Source organism: Paractinoplanes bogorensis (assembly GCF_018829635.1).
In the GTDB taxonomy this organism is placed as follows: Bacteria; Actinomycetota; Actinomycetes; order Mycobacteriales; family Micromonosporaceae; genus Actinoplanes; species Actinoplanes bogorensis.
Window position 1 is genome coordinate 93,742 of record NZ_JAHKKG010000013.1, and the last position, 16,736, is coordinate 110,477.

At 70.7% G+C, this 16,736-nt stretch carries 14 protein-coding genes; 7 read left to right on the plus strand and 7 right to left on the minus strand.

Features of this window, described 5'->3' with window-relative positions; genetic code table 11:
* Nucleotides 1–8 precede the first annotated feature (8 nt).
* Together KOI35_RS36175 and KOI35_RS36180 are read right to left on the minus strand one after the other, a co-directional pair.
* Nucleotides 9–3,272 carry an AfsR/SARP family transcriptional regulator gene (locus tag KOI35_RS36175; protein ID WP_215793207.1) on the minus strand — a complete coding sequence of 1,088 codons (3,264 nt, stop codon included), beginning with the start codon at nucleotides 3,270–3,272 and terminating at the stop codon, nucleotides 9–11.
* 7 nt (nucleotides 3,273–3,279) lie between these two features.
* Nucleotides 3,280–4,053, minus strand: coding sequence for a siderophore-interacting protein (locus KOI35_RS36180; protein ID WP_215793208.1), 774 nt, complete (start codon nucleotides 4,051–4,053; stop codon nucleotides 3,280–3,282).
* 94 nt (nucleotides 4,054–4,147) lie between these two features.
* On the opposite strand from KOI35_RS36180, the gene KOI35_RS36185 reads away from it, so the two are divergent.
* From KOI35_RS36185 to KOI35_RS36195, 3 genes are all read left to right on the plus strand, one after another.
* Nucleotides 4,148–5,287, plus strand: a complete 1,140-nt coding sequence (locus tag KOI35_RS36185) for an AI-2E family transporter (RefSeq protein WP_215793209.1) — start codon at nucleotides 4,148–4,150, stop codon at nucleotides 5,285–5,287.
* 156 nt (nucleotides 5,288–5,443) lie between these two features.
* Nucleotides 5,444–6,307 (plus strand): family 43 glycosylhydrolase, encoded by an 864-nt coding sequence (locus KOI35_RS36190; protein WP_215793210.1) that lies wholly within the window; start codon nucleotides 5,444–5,446, stop codon nucleotides 6,305–6,307.
* Nucleotides 6,308–6,319: 12 nt separating this feature from the next.
* Nucleotides 6,320–7,690, plus strand: coding sequence for a glycoside hydrolase family 43 protein (locus KOI35_RS36195; RefSeq protein WP_215793211.1), 1,371 nt, complete (start codon nucleotides 6,320–6,322; stop codon nucleotides 7,688–7,690).
* A gap of 10 nt (nucleotides 7,691–7,700) precedes the next feature.
* Here KOI35_RS36195 and KOI35_RS36200 read toward each other — a convergent pair whose 3' ends face one another.
* The 5 genes from KOI35_RS36200 to KOI35_RS36220 form a co-directional block, all read right to left on the minus strand.
* Nucleotides 7,701–8,555, minus strand: a complete 855-nt coding sequence (locus KOI35_RS36200; protein ID WP_215793212.1) for a hypothetical protein — start codon at nucleotides 8,553–8,555, stop codon at nucleotides 7,701–7,703.
* A gap of 83 nt (nucleotides 8,556–8,638) precedes the next feature.
* On the minus strand, nucleotides 8,639–9,253 hold the full coding sequence (locus KOI35_RS49135; protein ID WP_215793213.1) for a ribonuclease FAU-1 family protein: 615 nt from the start codon (nucleotides 9,251–9,253) through the stop codon (nucleotides 8,639–8,641).
* A gap of 20 nt (nucleotides 9,254–9,273) precedes the next feature.
* On the minus strand, nucleotides 9,274–9,678 hold the full coding sequence (locus tag KOI35_RS36210) for a hypothetical protein (protein WP_215793214.1): 405 nt from the start codon (nucleotides 9,676–9,678) through the stop codon (nucleotides 9,274–9,276).
* Nucleotides 9,679–9,747: 69 nt separating this feature from the next.
* Nucleotides 9,748–11,097 (minus strand): cellulase family glycosylhydrolase, encoded by a 1,350-nt coding sequence (locus tag KOI35_RS36215; RefSeq protein ID WP_215793215.1) that lies wholly within the window; start codon nucleotides 11,095–11,097, stop codon nucleotides 9,748–9,750.
* A gap of 116 nt (nucleotides 11,098–11,213) precedes the next feature.
* Entirely contained in the window at nucleotides 11,214–12,428 is a 1,215-nt protein-coding gene (locus tag KOI35_RS36220) for a CobW family GTP-binding protein (protein ID WP_215793216.1), read from the minus strand.
* A gap of 254 nt (nucleotides 12,429–12,682) precedes the next feature.
* Here KOI35_RS36220 and KOI35_RS47930 point away from each other — a divergent pair, with 254 nt between their 5' ends.
* From KOI35_RS47930 to KOI35_RS36240, 4 genes are read left to right on the plus strand one after another with little or no spacing between them, the layout of a single operon-like run.
* Entirely contained in the window at nucleotides 12,683–13,414 is a 732-nt protein-coding gene (locus KOI35_RS47930) for a DUF3311 domain-containing protein (RefSeq protein ID WP_246614336.1), read from the plus strand.
* Complete coding sequence (locus KOI35_RS36230) at nucleotides 13,411–15,096, plus strand: sodium:solute symporter family protein (RefSeq protein ID WP_215793217.1); 1,686 nt, start codon at nucleotides 13,411–13,413, stop codon at nucleotides 15,094–15,096. Before KOI35_RS47930 ends, KOI35_RS36230 begins: the two co-directional genes overlap by 4 nt.
* Before the next feature lie 30 nt (nucleotides 15,097–15,126).
* Nucleotides 15,127–15,666 (plus strand): RNA polymerase sigma factor, encoded by a 540-nt coding sequence (locus KOI35_RS36235; protein ID WP_308121304.1) that lies wholly within the window; start codon nucleotides 15,127–15,129, stop codon nucleotides 15,664–15,666.
* Entirely contained in the window at nucleotides 15,663–16,724 is a 1,062-nt protein-coding gene (locus KOI35_RS36240) for a hypothetical protein (protein WP_215793218.1), read from the plus strand. The genes KOI35_RS36235 and KOI35_RS36240 overlap by 4 nt, the downstream gene beginning before the upstream one ends.
* The last annotated feature ends 12 nt before the right edge of the window (nucleotides 16,725–16,736 follow it).

Here is a 16,736-nt window from a genome sequence, read left to right on the forward strand (position 1 = left end):
ATTCAGTTCTAACGCATCTCCATGGCGGCCAGCGCCTTCCGGGCCTCGTCGAAGGCCCGATCGACGTCGGGGCCGGGCACGCCGGGGGTCACCTGGCGGTACCACCGAGCGGCCTCGTCCGGGTCGCCGGCCGCCTCGGCCACCCGGCCCAGTTCGAGCAGAATGGTCACCCGGATGCCGGCCGCCGCGTACCAGTCGGCCGGGCATCCGGCCAGCGCGGCCCGGCAGTGTTCGCGGGCCGTCTCCGGGTCACCGGCGCGCAGGGCCAGCCGGCCCTGTCCGAGACGAGCGGCCGCCACCAGCTCGGGCGCACCGCACGTGGCCGCACAGGTCATCGCCCGCGCGAAGTCGTCCGCCGCGCCGGAGTTGTCACCGCTGAGCATGCGGGCCTCGCCGCGCGAGCGCAGCAGGTCGGCCAGGTCGACCTGGGAGCCCAGCTCACCGGCCAGCCGCAGCGCCTCGTCCATCGGGCCCCGGGCCGCCGCGTGATCGCCCCGCGCCACCGCCATCTCGGCCCGCCCGGACTGGGCGAGCATCATGCCCCACCGCTCGCCCAGGCCCTGGAACGCGGTCAGCGCCTTCTCGAACTCGGCCGTGGCCCGGTCGACCTGCCCGCGGAACAGCGCCAGCCACCCGCCGCCGATCCCCGACAGCGCCTCGCTCCACGGCGAATCGCGCAGCCGCGCGGTGAGCGCATCCTGCATGTCGAGCAGCTGATCCTGCAGTTCGGCCGGCGGCCCGGCGGCGATCGCCGACAGATAGAGCAGGAACGGCTGGGCCGGCGGACGGTCGAGCCCGGCCAGATAGTGCGCCGGGTGCTCACCCGCGACCATCGGCCCGGCCAGCCCGGCGTTCAGCGCGCACAGCACGTACTCCTCGGTCAGCCCCTCCGGCGCCACCGGCCCGACCCGGACGAGCAACTCGCGCGCCAGCGCCGACGCCTCACCGCGGGCGCCGCGCAGCCACCAGTAGAACGACAGTGCCGACACCAGCTGCAGCCCCTGCTCGGCCGATCCGTCGCGCACGGCGGCGTGCAGATTGTCGCGGTCGGCGTCCAGCCGGTCGAGCCAGACCAGCTGCCCGGGCCCGCGCAGGTGAGCGTCAGCGGTTCGGGCGAGCGCCAGGAAGTACGCGGCGTGGCGCTCCACGACGGCGTCCCGGTCGGTGACCTGCTCGGTGCAGAAGGCCCGGATTGTCGACAACATCCGGTAACGCGACCCGTCCCGTTCGATGAGCGACTTCGCGACCAGCCCGTCGAGCACATCGAGGATGCCGGTGCTCTGTGGGCCGCTGGTCTGTGGGCCGCTGGTTTGGGGGCCGCTGGTTTGGGGCCTGCTGGTTTGGGGGCCGCATATCTGCTCGATCGCGTCCAGGTCGGCCGAGCCGCGGAACACCGTGAACCGCCCGGCCAGTCGCCGTTCCGGTTCGGTGAGCAGGTCCCAGCTCCAGGCGACCACGGCCCGCAAGGTGCGATGCCGCTCGTCGGCCGTGCGGCTGCCCCGCGACAGCAGCCCGAACCGGTCGACCATCCGCCGGGCCAGCTCGTCGACGGCCATGACCGGCAACCGGGCGGCGGCCAGTTCCAGGGCGAGAGGCAACCCGTCCAACGTACGGACAATGCCGTGCACGTCCGGCTCGGTGCGCGCATCGAGCGTGAACCCGGCGCCGACCTCGGCCGCCCGGTCGGCGAACAGCCGGACACCCGCGTCGAGCGGCAGCCCGGCCACCGCCACCCGTACCTCGCCGGTCACGCCGAGCGGCTCCCGGCTGGTGGCCAGAACGCGCAACTTCGCGCATCCCGCAAGCAGCCGCCCGGCCAGCACAGCGGCTGCCTCCACAACATGCTCGCAGTTGTCCAGCACGAGCAGCACGTCCCGGTTGTCGAGGGCCGCAAGCAGACGCTCCACCGTGTCCGGCCCGTCGCCGCGACGTTCCGCCGACGCCCCGGGCCCCACCGGGCCGGCTGCGGTCGCGCCGAGTGCTGCGGCGCCGCCAGCGGCTGGGCCGGTCGTGGCCGCGCTGGTTGCGCTCTCGCCGGATGTGGCCGCGCCGGCCGTGATCGTGCCTGGTGTGGCCGCGCTGATCGTGACAGCGCCGGGCGGGGTCGTGTCGGGCGTGACTGTGCCGGGCGGGGTCGTGTCGGGCGTGACTGTGCCGGGCGGGGTCGTGTCGGGCGTGACTGTGCCGGGTGGGGTCGTGCCGGGCGGGGCTGGAGGCGGTGTTCGGGCGAGCAGACTTGTGTCGCGCAAGCCGAGCGCGTCGAAGACCGCCCGCGGCACGTCGGCCGGGCCCGTCGCGGCCAGCTCGACCAGGAACGTCTCGGTGCTGGTGGACCGGGCCGCGGCCTCCAACGACAACCGCGTCTTGCCCGCACCGCCCGGTCCGAGCAGGGTTACCAGGCGTGCGGTCCGCAGCGCGGCCGCGATCCGGGCGAGCTCGTCGCCGCGCCCGATGAAGCTGCTCAGCTGGGCCGGAAGGCGCGGTGTGCGCGGGGGCGGCGGCGGATCCGGCGTGTGCTGCCGGGGCGCCGGGCCGCCGCGCAGGATGGCGGCGTGCATCTCGGCCAACTCAGGGGACGGGTCGGCTCCGATCTGGTCGGCCAGCACACGCCGCGCCTCCTCGAAGGCGGCGAGCGCTTCGGCCGGCCGGCCACCCGCCACAAGTGCGCGCATCATGAGCAACCATGCGCGTTCGCGCAGCGGCGCCACGGCCGTCAACTCGCGCAGTTCGCTCACCGCGTCGGCCGTGCTCCGGCTGACGCCTGGTCCGGCGGGCGAATGACCGCCTGGTCCCAGCTCGGCCTCGATGCGGTCCTCGACCGCCTGCCGCCGGGCCTGTTCGAGGCGGTCGGCGGCCGCGGCCGCGAACGGCGCCGACCGCACATCGGCCAGCGCCTCACCCCGCCACAGACTGAGCGCCTCGCTCAACTTCGCGCACGCCGTGGCGAAGTCGGACGCGTGCAACGCCGCGCGCCCGTCCGCGGCGAGACGGGCGAAACGGAGAGCGTCGACCTCGTCCGGCGGAACGTCGAGGCGGTAGCCCGCACCGTCGTACGAGATGGGGAGCTCTCGCCGCAACCGCGAGACGTTGGACTGCACGGCGTTGACCGCACCGGCCGGCGGGTCGTCCCCGTAGACGTCGTCGATCAGGCGGTCGAGGGACACCGCACGGCCGGCATCGAGCAGTAAACGCGCAAGCAGAGCGCGCAATCGCACACCGCCGGTCGCGGGGGACCGGCCGGCCAGCGTCGGCCCCAGGACCCCGTACGGCATGCGGCTATTACATCAGTGAGCCGGAAGCCTTCCAGTACCCGCAGAAGTACACGCGCTTCTTGTCCACGCCCCGGGTGCGTACCAGGTGGCGGCGCAAGGAGGTGACCATGCCCGATTCGCCGGCGATGAACGCGTACGGGATGCCCTCGGGAAAGTGAAGTTTCTGCACCGCGTGAAGCACGACCTTGCTGGTGCCGGCGGGTTGACCGGCACGGTGCAGCCAAGTGAGCGTCGAGCCGTCAGGGACCCGTACGGGAATATGGTCGTTTGGGTTGTCCACTTCGATGAACGCGATCGCCGGCATGCCCGCGGGCAGGGCCTCCAAAGCGGACGTGACGGCGGGCATCCCGGTCTCGTCGGCGATCAGCAGCTGCCAGGTGGTGTCGGCCGGCGGGTCGTAGTCGGCGCCGTCGCTGAGCACCCCGATTCGGTCGCCCACGGCCACCCGGTTGGCCCAGGCCGAGGCCGGTCCGCCGTCGCCGTGCAGCACGAAGTCGATGTCCAGCTCGCGTTTGCCGTGGTCGATGCGGCGGATCGTGTAGTTGCGGCAGTGCGGGCGGCGCGGCTCGGGGATGGCCTGCAGCGCGGGCCACCATTTCTCGGACTCGGGCAGGTGCAGTTCGCCGTCGCGGGGCAGGAAGATGCGGACCAGGTGGTCGGGCGCGAGGTATTCGAACCGGTCCAGGTGGTCGCCGCTCAGGGTGACCCGTCGCAGATGGCCGGTGAGATCGCGGACACCGGTCACCGTGGCGGCCGTCGGGCGGCGGACGAAGTCGCTCATGGAGTTAGGTTAGCCTCACCTCGGTAAAAGGCCGAGGCGGGCTGCTCGGAGCGTCGTGCAGCGCGGATCGCAGGTCATCTCTAAGGTGATCGACATGCCTGGCTCCCTGAATGCGGACAAGACCAAGTCCGCGCTGCGCACGACGGCCGTGTTCTCGGCCCAGACGCTGGTCGTGCTGCTGCTGGCGTACGTCGCGCTGTGGGTCATGGGCAAGGCCTGGTCGGTGATCTGGCCGCTGGTCATCGCGCTGCTGCTGACCACGCTGACCTGGCCGGTGGCCCGTTTCCTGCGCAACCGCTGGAACTGGAAGCCGGCCCTGGCCGCCGGTCTCGTCACGGTGCTGTTCCTGGTGCTCATGGCGGGTGCGGTCGTGCTGATCGTGGTTCCCGTGGCCAACCAGTCCGGCGAACTGGCCGACGGCGTGGTCAACGGCATCCAGCAGTTGCGCGAATGGGCGTCCGGGCCGCCGCTCAACATCGGCGACGACGACGTCAGCAAGTACCTCGACACTGCCGTGGCCGAGCTCCAGAACCGGGCCAGCAGCATCGTCAACTACACCCTGACCGGCCTCAACACCGTGGTCAGCGGCGTCGTGACGACCGTACTGGCGCTGTTCCTGATGTTCTTCTTCCTCAAGGACGGGCCGCGCTTCCTGCCCTGGCTGTCGCGGCAGCTGCCCGGCCGGTTCGCGACCGACGTCCCCGCGGTGGCCACCCGCAGCTGGGACACGCTCGGTTCGTTCGTACGCTCGCAGGCCTTCGTCGGCCTGCTCGACGCGGTCTTCATCGGCCTGGGCCTGTGGATCGTCGGGGTGCCGCTGGTGCTGCCGCTGGCCCTGCTGACGTTCATCACCGCGTTCATCCCGATCGTCGGCGCGTTGTTCGCCGGCTTCGTGGCGGTGCTGATCGCGCTGGTGACGCAGGGCTGGGTCGACGCGCTGATCGTGCTGGCCATCATCATCGTGGTGCAGCAGCTCGAGGGGAACGTCTTCCAGCCGATGATCCAGAGCCGCGGGCTGGGGCTGCACGCGGCGGTCGTGCTGCTCGCGGTGACGCTGGGTGGCGGGCTGGCCGGCATCATCGGCAGCCTCCTGGCGGTGCCGGTAGCCGCGTTGATCTCGGTCATTTACACGTACGTCCGTGATCAGCTGAGCGATTTCCCGCCGGAGCCCTCGCCTGAGGTGCCACCGGATCCTGAACCTGAACCGGATGACGAAGAGCCGTCGATGGTCTGAGTCCGTTCGCACTGGGGCACGCCGGAGTCGGCGTGCCCCTTTCGCGTGCCTCTTGACAGCCTGGCAACGTTAACGCAATCTTTCTGCAACCCGTTCGTATGTCGCTCGCCTACCGGGCTGACCGCACTTGTGAACGATAACAATCTGAGGAGCGCGATGAAACCTGTGCTGACCCGCTGGCTGACCGCGCTCCTGGGTGCGGTGGCCGTGCTGGCGATCCCCGCGCCGGCGAGCGCCGCGACCACACTCGTGTACGCCACCTTCAAGGGCGACGCCCAGGCCGACGAAGAGCTCTGGCTGTACCAGTCGACCAACGGCGGGACGAGTTACAGCGTCCTGTCCGACACCAACTTCCACGGCCCGACCGGTGTCCTGCGTGATCCGAGCATCCTGAAGTACAACGGGCGCTACTACATCGCGTACACCGTGCAGTCCTGGACCACCAACTCCACCTACTTCAACGTCGCCACCAGCACGAACCTGACCACCTGGACGAACATCGCCAGCATCCCGTCCGGCATCGCGAACACCCGGTTCACCTGGGCCCCCGAGTTCTACGTCGAGGGCAGCACGGTCCGCATCATCACCAGCGTCGCCGCGACAACGTGTTCCAACTGCTTCCGCCCGTACGTCTACACGGCTCAGAACACCGCACTCACCTCGTGGAGCGGTCCGGCGCAGATGTGGGGGCTGGGCACCAATCACATCGACACCTTCGTCGTGAAGTCCGGCAGCACCTGGCATGCCTTCACCAAGGACGAGACCGGCAAGTACATCGAGCACTGGACCACCACAGCCAGTCTCACCACGGGCTGGATCAACCGCGGCCGGCTCTGGGCGTCCGGTTATGAAGGGCCTTCCCTCGTACGCCTCGACGACGGCACCTGGCGCATCTACGTCGATCGCTACAGCACGGGTGGCGGCATCTACACCGCGACGAGCACCGACCTGAACACCTGGACCGGCCTGTCCGCGGTCGCCTGCGCGGGTTGCCGCCACGGCACCGCCATCCCCCGCTAGGAGTCCCCTGTCATGAAACGTCGCACCCTCCTCACCGCGGCCGGCGCGGCGTCCGTGGGCGCCCTGTTGCGTCCCGGCGCCGCGCAGGCCGCCACGTACACCGGCTATGCCATGGCCTACTTCACCGAGTCACCGACCATGGCCGCCGCCAGCTACAACCTGCATCTGGCGGTCAGTTCGGACGGCCTCAACTGGACCCCGCTCAACCAGAACAACCCGGTGGCCGACCCGACGCAGGGGAGTGGCGGACTGCGCGACCCGTTCATCCTCCGCAAGCAGGACGGCACGTTCGTCGTACTGGCGACCGACCTGAACGGCACCGACTGGGCCTACCAGAGCCAGTACCTGCACGTCTGGGACTCGGCCGACCTCCGTACGTTCCGCAACTACCGCCTGCTCAAGGTGCACTCGCTGGCCACCCACGCCTGGGCCCCCGAGGCGATCTGGGATCCGGCCCGCAGCCAGTACGCCGTGGTCTATTCGGCCGTCGTCGGCGGCCACAACGTGCTGATGGTCAGCTACACCACCGATTTCGTCACGGCGACGACCGGCCAGGTGTTCTTCGACCCCGGCTACGACGCGATCGACGGCAACTTCGTCACGGTCGGCGGGGTCAACTACATGTACTACAAGAACAACACCAACAGCACCCTGCTCGGCACCCGCTCGTCGTCGTTCAACCCCGGCAGCTTCAGTGTCTACACGAGCGCCATCGGTCCGGGCCGGGGCGTCGAGGCGCCGCAGATCGTCAAGTCGAACACCGCGAACACCTGGCACATGTGGGGCGACACGTGGAGCCCGAACGGCCGCTTCTTCTGCTGGCAGTCGACGAACGTACCCGGCGGATCCTGGTCGTTGCTGAACGACCGCGCCTACACCCAGCCGCTCAACTCCAAGCACCTCGGGATCACCCCGATCACCGCGGCCGAACTGTCCGGCCTGACGGCCCAGTTCGGCACCCCGTCGTGGCGCCGGCTCAAGTCGTACAACTTCCCCGATCGCTACGTACGCCACGCGAACAGTGTGGCGAGGATCGACGTCTACCCCTTCGACCCGTACCAGGACCAGCTCTGGACCCTGGTCCCCGGCCTGGCGGATTCCTCGGGCGTCTCGTTCCGCTCGGTCAACTATCCCGACCGCTACCTGCGCCACTCGAACTACGCGATGGTGCTGGCCACCAACGACGGGACCGCCACCTTCCGCGCCGACGCCACCTTCACCCAGACGGCCGGCCTGGCCGACGCCTCGTGGACGTCGTTCCGCTCCTACAACTTCCCGGACCGCTACCTGCGCCACGCCAACTACGTCCTGCGCATCGACCCGCTGTCGAGCGCGTCCTCCACCACCGACAAGCAGGACGCCACCTTCCGCGTCGGCTACTGACCGGTGGACTTCAACGCCGGTCGAGTACGTGCCTCGCCATCGCGGTCACCACCGACTCGATCCCGCGGACCTGGAACAGCACCCGCCGGCCGTCGACCGGCCGGTAGGACGGCGGCTCGCCCCGCTTCTTCCATCGGACCCGTTTTCCGTGCGGCACCAGCGCAAACGTCGGGATGTAGTGGGCGGGGGAGAACATGTGAACGGTCCAGATCCGACCGTCGGCGGCCAGCAGCGCGTCGAGGCGTTCGTCCGTGCTTCGGCCGCCGAGGGCTTCCCGCTCCGGGAAGCCCTCGGTGACCAGCCACACCGGGGTGCGCTCGACCACGCGGGGACGTCCGCGACCGCGCCACCGGCCCGGTCCGAGCTGGACGACGTCGTGCGTCGGCGGCCCGGCCCGGTGAGCGAACACCGCCCAGGCGCTCGCGAACCGCTCCCGGGTGCCACCGACTCCGGCCACGAGCAACTCCATCACCCGGTCGGCGTCGGTGCAGGTGACGAGCTCGATGCTGCGGTCGGCCCACCGGCGGGTCTCCGCGGCCGTGGCGGTCCGGGCCCGTTCGACCTCGGCGTTGCCGCGACGGTCGCGGCACGGCCGGCAGACGTTCCGCCCCTGGGCATATCCGTCGACGAACGCCTCGACATGCTCACCCACGGCCAGCTTGACCAACGCGATGTCCAGCTTGATGTCGAGCTCCGCCAACCGGGTGTAGTGGTACGTCATGGTGACGGACTGCGTCTGACCGTCCAGGCGCGACACTTCGACCGCCAGCACCAGGTGGTTCTCACAGACGGGCCGGCGGCATTCCGAACAGGCTCCGACAGCGGCCCGGCGGCCGATGTGCGGGCAGGCGCTGCAGGTCCTCATCGTGGCCGACGATACGACGGTGGCGCCAGCCCGCCGCCTGCAGTACCGGGCCCTGCTTCAGTCTGGAGCGGTTGCCCAGCGCCTCACCGTGTCGCGGTTCCGGGTGGCAGGGTGAGGCGGTGCCAAGCCGGATCGGGCCGGAAGCCGGTGTAGGAGCCGTCGAACGGAAACGCGCCAACCTCGGCGAGCGCGATGACCCGTTCGCCCTCGGCCCGGGTCGCGGCGGCCGCCGCCGCGTCGAAGTAAAGCGGGTGCCCGATGCGCGCCGCGAACTCGTCCTCGTCCTTCCAGGCCCAGCCACGGTCGGGGCCCACCACGACGTCGAGCACCTGATCAGTAGTGTGAACCCCGTCGGCGTCCCGCACCACGGGTGCCTCGAGATTGACGTACCAACCCTGGAACGCTCCCCGCCGGAAGAACCACCAGACCGAGTACCCGGCTCCGGGCGGCATCAGAATGAGCGCGTCCCGGTCCCGCCACGGCTTTCGGACCAGCTCAGGCGCCCGCATCTCGTCCAGGGCGACATCGTGGAGCGTCCGCCCGTCCGCGTCGGTCAGCCCCGCGCACTCGCTACCTTCCGCGATCCACAACAGCAGTCCCGCGTCGTCATCGCCTACGACGGTCGCCGGTTTCACGAAGGTGGTCCGCCCACCTCGGACATACCTGCGCACCACGACCTGCCCCCGAGAGAAACGCACCCCGCGACCGTAGCCGAGGCTCACGAGGCTTCTGGGCCGCGCAGCAGGGCGCCGGCTCGGGTGAGGCGATCGGCCAGCAGCTTCATTTCGGCCGGAGTGCCCTCGATGCCGCTGTTGGTCAGGGCTCGGTACCGGCTGACCGACTCGTGGATCGTCGCACCGCCCGCTCTGAACACGGCCAGCATGCGAGTCCTGGACCGCTGGCTGGTCTCCGCGTCGGCCTGCAGGATGACCAGCCCGACCTGATCGATCAGCAACTCCCGCAGCTGCGGTGGCATGTCGTCGCGGCCGCACTGCTCCTCGGCGTTGCCGCATGAGGCGCAGGCCGACGAGACGGACCACGCCAATCGGTCGCGCTCCACGGTCTGGCTCACCGTGACGTGCATCGCGGCGTCGCAGTGGTCGCACGGCCAGGAACGGGTCACCGGCCGACCATAACCGGTGGGCCGGCGGGGCGGGCCGTTCGGTGTCGAACGGCCCGCCCCGCGCACGGGTCAGGCGGCCGCGCAGGTGAGCGTGGGCACGCTGTTGGTCCCGTTCCACGAGCCCAGGAAACCGAACTGGGTGGTGGCGCCGGCGCCCAGGCTGCCGTTGTAGCTGACGTTGCGGGCCGTCACCGAGGAGCCGCTGCTGGTCACCGTGGCGTTCCAGGCCTGGCTCACGGTCTGCCCGTTGCCGTAGGTCCAGGTGACCGTCCAGCCCTTGATGGCGCTGCTGCCCGCGGTCACCTTGACGTCGGCCTGGAAGCCGCCGCCCCACTGGCCGGTCACCGCATACGTGGCCGTGCAGGCGCCGCTGGGCGGGGGAGGCGTGGTGGTCGAAGGCGTAGGCGACGGCGAGTCGGTCGGGTGGGTGGGCGTCGTGGTCGTCCCGAAGATCGTCGCCTGCTTGGCCGTCGCCTTCAGGCCGTACGCGCCGTTGACGATCCGCTGGCCCCAGGTGGTCAGCTGGGTGGCGTCGAAGTTCGTGGTCATGTCGAGGATCGGGTCGGTGTTGCCCGACCACGACCAGCCGAGCCAGCCCAGGTTGCGCCTGGCCGCCTCGGACAGGATCGTCGCGTCGTCCACCTCGCCCGACGCGAACTGCCAGCCGAACTCGCCGATGACCAGCGGCCATCCCTTGGTCTGGAAGGTGTCCAGGTAGTTGGTGATCGAGCTCGCCGTGTTGAACACCGCGTACATGTGGATCGACAGCACCGTGTTGTGGCGAGAGTCGGCGTCCAGGATCGTCTGGCCGTTGTCCCGCATCACGTACGTCCAGTCCTGGCCCCAGTTGGGCGCGTCGACCATCAGCAGGTGTTCGAAGCCGTTCGACCGCATCTTCTGGATGGCCGCGACGGTCGCCGCCGTCCACTGGCCGGGGTTGGTGTTGCCGATCGGCTCGTTGCCGATGTTGATGACGACGTAGTCCTCCTGGCCGACCAGCACGCTCTTGAGCCCGATCCAGTAGTTCGCGGCCTGATCGAGCGTGTACGCGGCCCCGTCCTCGCCGTAGCCGGTGGTGTCGTGATTCTCCAGTACGCAGATCATCTTGTTCTGCTTGCACAGCGCGATCACGTTCGTCACGTCGGCCGCGGTGTTCGTGCCCCAGCGGCCGCCGCTGAGCACCACGCGTACGGTGTTGGCCCCGGCCGCCTTGATGTCGGCGAACGAGCCGGTCCGGCTGGCGTACCAGGCGTGGGGATGGTTGACGCCGCGCATGACGAACGTCGAACCGTTGGACTCGACGATGTTGCGGCCGACGATGTGCAGACCGGTGGCCGCGTACGCCGGACCGGTGAAGAACAGCACGGACGCGGCCGCGGCGAGCAGCGCGGTGGCGAGGACGATGAGTTTCCTCTTCATGACCTACCTCAAGGTGGACGCGACAGGATGTCAGCGCGCCCACTCGCGCCGTTCACCGCGCCGCCCGAGGGCGAACGCGATGACCACACCGTAATGCCCGCCGCACTCCATCGCAATCAATCGATGGCCGGAGTGGCCGGCGCGAGCAGGCCCGCGAACGGATCGGCCATCGCGCGCCAGCCGTCCTCGCCGGTGGACAGCTCCTCGTCGTCGAGCAGGCAGGCGGTGAGGAGGCCGGTCAGCTCGGGCACGTCCAGGTCGAGGCCGACGAACGAGAGAACCGTCTGCCGGTCGCCGTAGTAGGGATCCCAGTCGACATCGGCGGCCAGGAGGCGCAGCCCGTGCGCCTCGTACCAGCGCTCCTCGGGGGTCGAGACCAGCCAGCGGCCGAGCGTGCCGAGCGCGATGCCACCGCCCGCCGACTGGAGGCCGATCACGGTGCCGGGCTGGCTGGCGATCCAGGCCTGGCCGCGCCCGCGCAGCGTCTCGCCGGCGAGCGGGGCGAGCGCGCCGGACAGCCGTTCCGGGTGGAACGGGCGGCGGCTCCGGAACACCAGGGAGTTCGCACCGCAGTCGCCGTTGGGGTCGTGCACGCCGATCGGGTACCCGGCGAGCGCCCGTCCCAGGATGCCGGGGACGCCGGGGTCGTGGCGGCCGCGGCGGCGCAGGCGGGCGGCGAGCCCGGTCACGTCGACCGACGGGGTGGAACCGGTGCGGACGTGCACCGCCCACGGCGCGAGGCGGTGCAGCAGCGCGTCGACCCGCCCGGTGGTGAGCGCGTCGTTTCCCGGCCGGTCCCAGACGAGCAGCGTGTCGGCGAATTCGACCTGCCGGCTGACCACCTCGGCCACTCGGCGCCGGTCGTGGCCCGACGAGTGCAGCCCGCGATCGCGCAGGCGGTCGTCGCTGGTCAGGTCGTCGAGGAAGCCGGCCGCCTCGACCACGGTCACATAGGAGTCGAAGACGACCGCCTCGGTGACGGCCGATGACGCCGCACAGGCCGCGGCGAGGGCTTCCGGCTCCATGACGGCCGGGAGGGCCAGCACGATGTCGCGGCCGGGTCGCTCCCGGGCCAGCCGTACGAGGGCGGGCAGCACGTCTTCCCGCAAGGTGCACGATACGCAGCCATGCACGAGCCGCGTCTGCACGTCTTCGAGCATCCGTGCGGCATCCCGGACGGAACGGCGAACAATTCCTTCCCGTACGCGGGAAAGGTCGTGACTCAGAAGCACCAGGGCGGGATCGGCGAGCAGCAGGATGCGTGCGGCCGCCGCGGTGGCGGCCGGCGAGAAGCCCGCGAGGACGGTCACCCGGGGACGAGTATCGGTCATGCCTCCATCTTGTTGGAAATGATTCCCATTATCAAGCCGACCCGGCGAAACGGCTCCCGTGCCGGCGGATGCTCGAATCTGCTCGTATCTCGCCGCGGTCAATCGGCTTTGAGCAGCACAGGGGGAGATCCACTGTGGTGGCGGCGGCTGGGCTGAAGAGAAAGAGATCTACTCAGCCGAATGGCCGATGTAGGTGATCTGGATCACGTGTCATGGTGCGCAGCGACCGTGTGATCACGCTCCGGAGGCAAGCAATGGCGCACTCTCCGTACGGCCACCCCGATCGCGACTCCGGCGAGCCGCCGTACGCCGTTCCTCCATCATGGACGGAGGCCGGTGCGGGCGAGCCCGACCGGTGGGGGAGCCTGCCGGTGAACGCGCCGCCGCTCCCGGCCTGGGCCCGGCGCCCCGACCGCGAGCCGCCCTATCCACCCGAGGATCGCCTGGCCGGTCCGCGGCCGTCCCGCCTGGCCGGCGTCCGGGAGGCGTGGATCGAGGGCATGCGCGCCGAGGCGGAGGCGGGCTCGGCCATCCCGGATCGGGCGGGCCCGGTCGGTCCGGCCCGGGCGGGCGCGGACGTGCAGGCCATGCCGGAGCGGCGGATACGCGCCGCAGCGGCCGAGGGCGGGATGAAGGCGGCTCTCCGGGGCCGGGCCCAGGTGGTTCCCGCACGTGAGCACCGTGAGCCACGTGATCAGCCGATCCCGCCGCCGGCGGCCGGATGGTCGGTGGCGCGGCACCGTAGCGGCGAGTGGGCCACCGTCCGTGACCGGCGGGCGCGACGGTTCGCGTTCGGTGAGCAGCGCGAGGACCGCAGCCGCTGGCACTGGCTGCTGCTGATCCCGATCGTGCTGCCACTCATGCCGGTGCTCTACAACCGGGTCGACCCGGCGCTGCTCGGCATGCCGTTCTTCTACTGGTGCCAGCTCGCGTTCGCGTTCCTGGCCAGCGGGACGATCGCCTTCGTGCACCGGAAGACCCGATGAGCACGCAGCTGACCGTCTTCGTCGTCGTGTTCGGGGCGGTCGCCGTGATGGGCTTCGCCGCGTCCCGGTGGCGCCGGCCCGACTCCATCCACACGCTCGAGGAGTGGGGGCTGGGCGGCCGGGCGTTCGGCAACTGGGTCACGTTCTTCCTACTCAGCGGCGACGTCTACACGGCGTACACGTTCGTCGCCGTCCCGACGCTGGTCTACGGCATGGGCGCGGCCGGGTTCTTCCCGGTGCCGTTCCTGGTGATCGTCTATCCGATGCTGTTCGTCGTGCTCGCGCGTTTCTGGTCGGTCTGCCACGTGCACGGGTTCGTCACGCCGGCCGAGTTCGTCCGCGCGCGGTTCGGCTCCCGGGGACTGGGCACCGCGGTCGCCGTCCTCGGGATCGTCGCCACCATGCCGTACATCGCCCTGCAGTTGATCGGTATGGAAGCCGTCTTCGAGGTCATGGGGCTGCCCAAGGGCTGGCCGCTGACCGTCGCGTTCGTGGTGCTCGCGCTCTACACGTTCAACTCCGGGCTGCGCGGGCCGGCGCTGGTGTCGATCGTCAAGGACGCGCTGATCCTCTGGTCCGTACTCGCGGTGCTCATGATCGTGGCGATGACCCCCGGGCAGTGGGAGACCATCTTCCGGATCGCCGAGAACCGTTACACGGCCACACCGCGTACGGACGACGGTCTTCTCCTGCCCGTGCAGAGCCAGCTGAACTACGTGACGCTCGCGCTCGGGTCGGCGGTCGCCCTGTTCCTCTATCCGCACACGCTCACCGGGGTGCTCGCCTCGCGCAACCGGGGCACGCTGCGGCGCAATCTGGCCGTCCTGCCGCTCTACACGCTCACCCTCGGCGTCCTGATGCTGGTCGGGTTCGCCGCCCTCTACGACGGCACGCAGCCGGTCGGCGGCAACGCGAACACGGTGGTGCCGCAATGGTTCAACGAGAACGCGCCGGCCTGGAGCGCGGGGCTGGCGTTCGCGGCGATCGGGGTGGGCGCGATGGTGCCGGCCGCGATCATGTCGATCGCCGCGGCCAACCTGTTCACCCGCGACATCTACCGCGTCTACATCCGGCCGCAGGCCTCCGCGCGCGAGGAGACGTACGTCAGCAAATCGGTCTCCCTCACCGTGAAATTCGGCGCTCTGCTGATCCTTCTGCTGCTGAACACGCAGTTCGCCATCGACCTGCAGCTCATCGGCGGCGTGCTGATCATGCAGACGCTGCCCGCGGTCGCGCTCGGGCTCTACAGCAACTGGTTCCACCGGTGGGCGCTCGGGTTCGGCATCGGCGCGGGACTGGTGCTCGGGATCTTCATGCTGTGGCAGGTGCCGAAGCTGGGCGGCGCCGACGGCCGCACGGTGATACGCGAGCATTTCGGCGGGTCGGCCTGGCCGCTCAGCCACCTCGGCTTCGCGACACAGGCGGCCATCTATGTCGGGATCGTCGCGCTGGCCGTCAACCTGCTGGTCGCCGCGGCGGCCACCCCGATCCTGCGCGCGATGGACATCCGGGACGGGCGTGACCAGACCCGCGAGCACGACTACGTGGCGGATGAGGGCGATCCCACCGTACGGCGGATGACCGAGATCATCGACGGGGAGCCGCCGGTTTCCTACTTCACCCCCGTCGGTCCGCGCGACGGCGACTCGAAGCCGCCGCTGGACGCCTACCCGCGACTTTAGAAATCCGGCCGCCTCTGGGAACCTCCCGGGGTGCAGCCGCGTGTATCGGGCATGGTGGTTCCGACGACGTCCTCCCCGCCCGTCCGTCTCTCACGTGCCGAGGCGGACGGGTTCGAGGCGTTCTACCGGGTCAATGCCGACCGGGTCTATCGCGCGCTCGCCGTGACCCTGCGGCGCGATGAGCTCGCCCGCGAGGCGGTCGACGAGGCGATGGCCCGGGCGTACGCGAAATGGCGGACCGTCGGCCAGCTCGACAATCCGGCCGGCTGGGTCTTCCGGGTCGGGCTCAACTGGGCGACCTCCTGGTGGCGCAAGCATCGCCGCGAGACGGCACCGGTCGGCGGCGACGACCATCCGGCGTCCGACGCGACCCCCGACGGCACCCTGCTCGCGCTGGCCGGGCTGCCGTTGCCGCAGCGGGCCGTGATCACCTGCCGCATCCTTCTCGATCTGACCACCGCCGAGACGGCCGAGGCCCTGGGACTGAGCGAGGGGACGGTCAAAAGCCGGCTCGCCCGCGGTCTGGCCGCCCTCCGCGTCGAGCTGAGCACCGAGGAGACCGCGTCGTGAGCCACCAGATCCCCCGCGAGGTCGAACGGGCCGTGCGCACCGCCGGCGAGAGCACCACCCGGTACGGGTGGGAGGTCGGCGAGGTCTACCGGCGGGCGCGCCGCCGCCGCAACCGCCGCCGGGGCGCGACGGCGATCGGCGCCACGCTCGCGGCGATCGGACTGGTCGGCGCCGGCATCGTGGTCCGGCAGCACGCGCAGGCGACCCGGCCGCTCGAGCCCGCGGTGGTGAGCACGCCGACCGGCCCGGCCCAGCGGCTGCTGCTCGCCGGCGCGAACGGGCAGTACCTGGGCACCCGGCCCGGCGCCGAGCCGATCGAGCTGGGCGCGCTGTCGATCGGCGAGATGCGGCCCGACGGCGGGCTCGTCCCGCTCCCGGTGCCCGGCAACGGCTACGACTCCGTGACGGGCCTGTCGGACGGGCGGGTCGTCGTCCTCGGCGACGTCCCGCGCACGACCTTGACCGTCGACGATCCGGCCGGCGAGGCGGTGCAGCGCGACATCAAGCGGCCGGGCGAACGGGTCACCCTGGTCGCGGCCAACGCGACGACGGCCTACCTGTGGCGTCCGCAGGGCCTGGCCGGGTTCGATCTGACCAACGGTCTGGAACGGCTGGTCATGTCGTCGGCGATGCTCGACCTGCCCGGCGACGACCCGTCGGCCGCCCTCGACGCGGCCGACGTCGTGGGCGACACGCTGGTGCTGGCCCGCACGTCCGCGTCGTGCCGGCCGGAACTGAACGACATCGACCCGCCGCAGGGTCTCAGGACGCTGTCGCTGACCGCGCTGGGCTGCCGGGCGACGACCGGGCTGCGGTTGTCGCCGTCGACCGGGCGGGTCGCGGTGACGTACGAGAAGAAACCCGGCGACGTGTGGGCGGCGGTGCTCAGCACCGAGGACGGTCGGGTGCTGGCCGACCGCCACGTGACGACCTTCGACATCAAGAAGCCTCCGGTGCTGGTCCGGGTCGCGTGGCTTGACGAGCGCAACGTGCGCGGCGTCGTCGTGCCGCTGGGGCCGGGCGTCCATCAGCTTCAGACGTTCACCATCCCCACCTGACGGCGGCCCGGC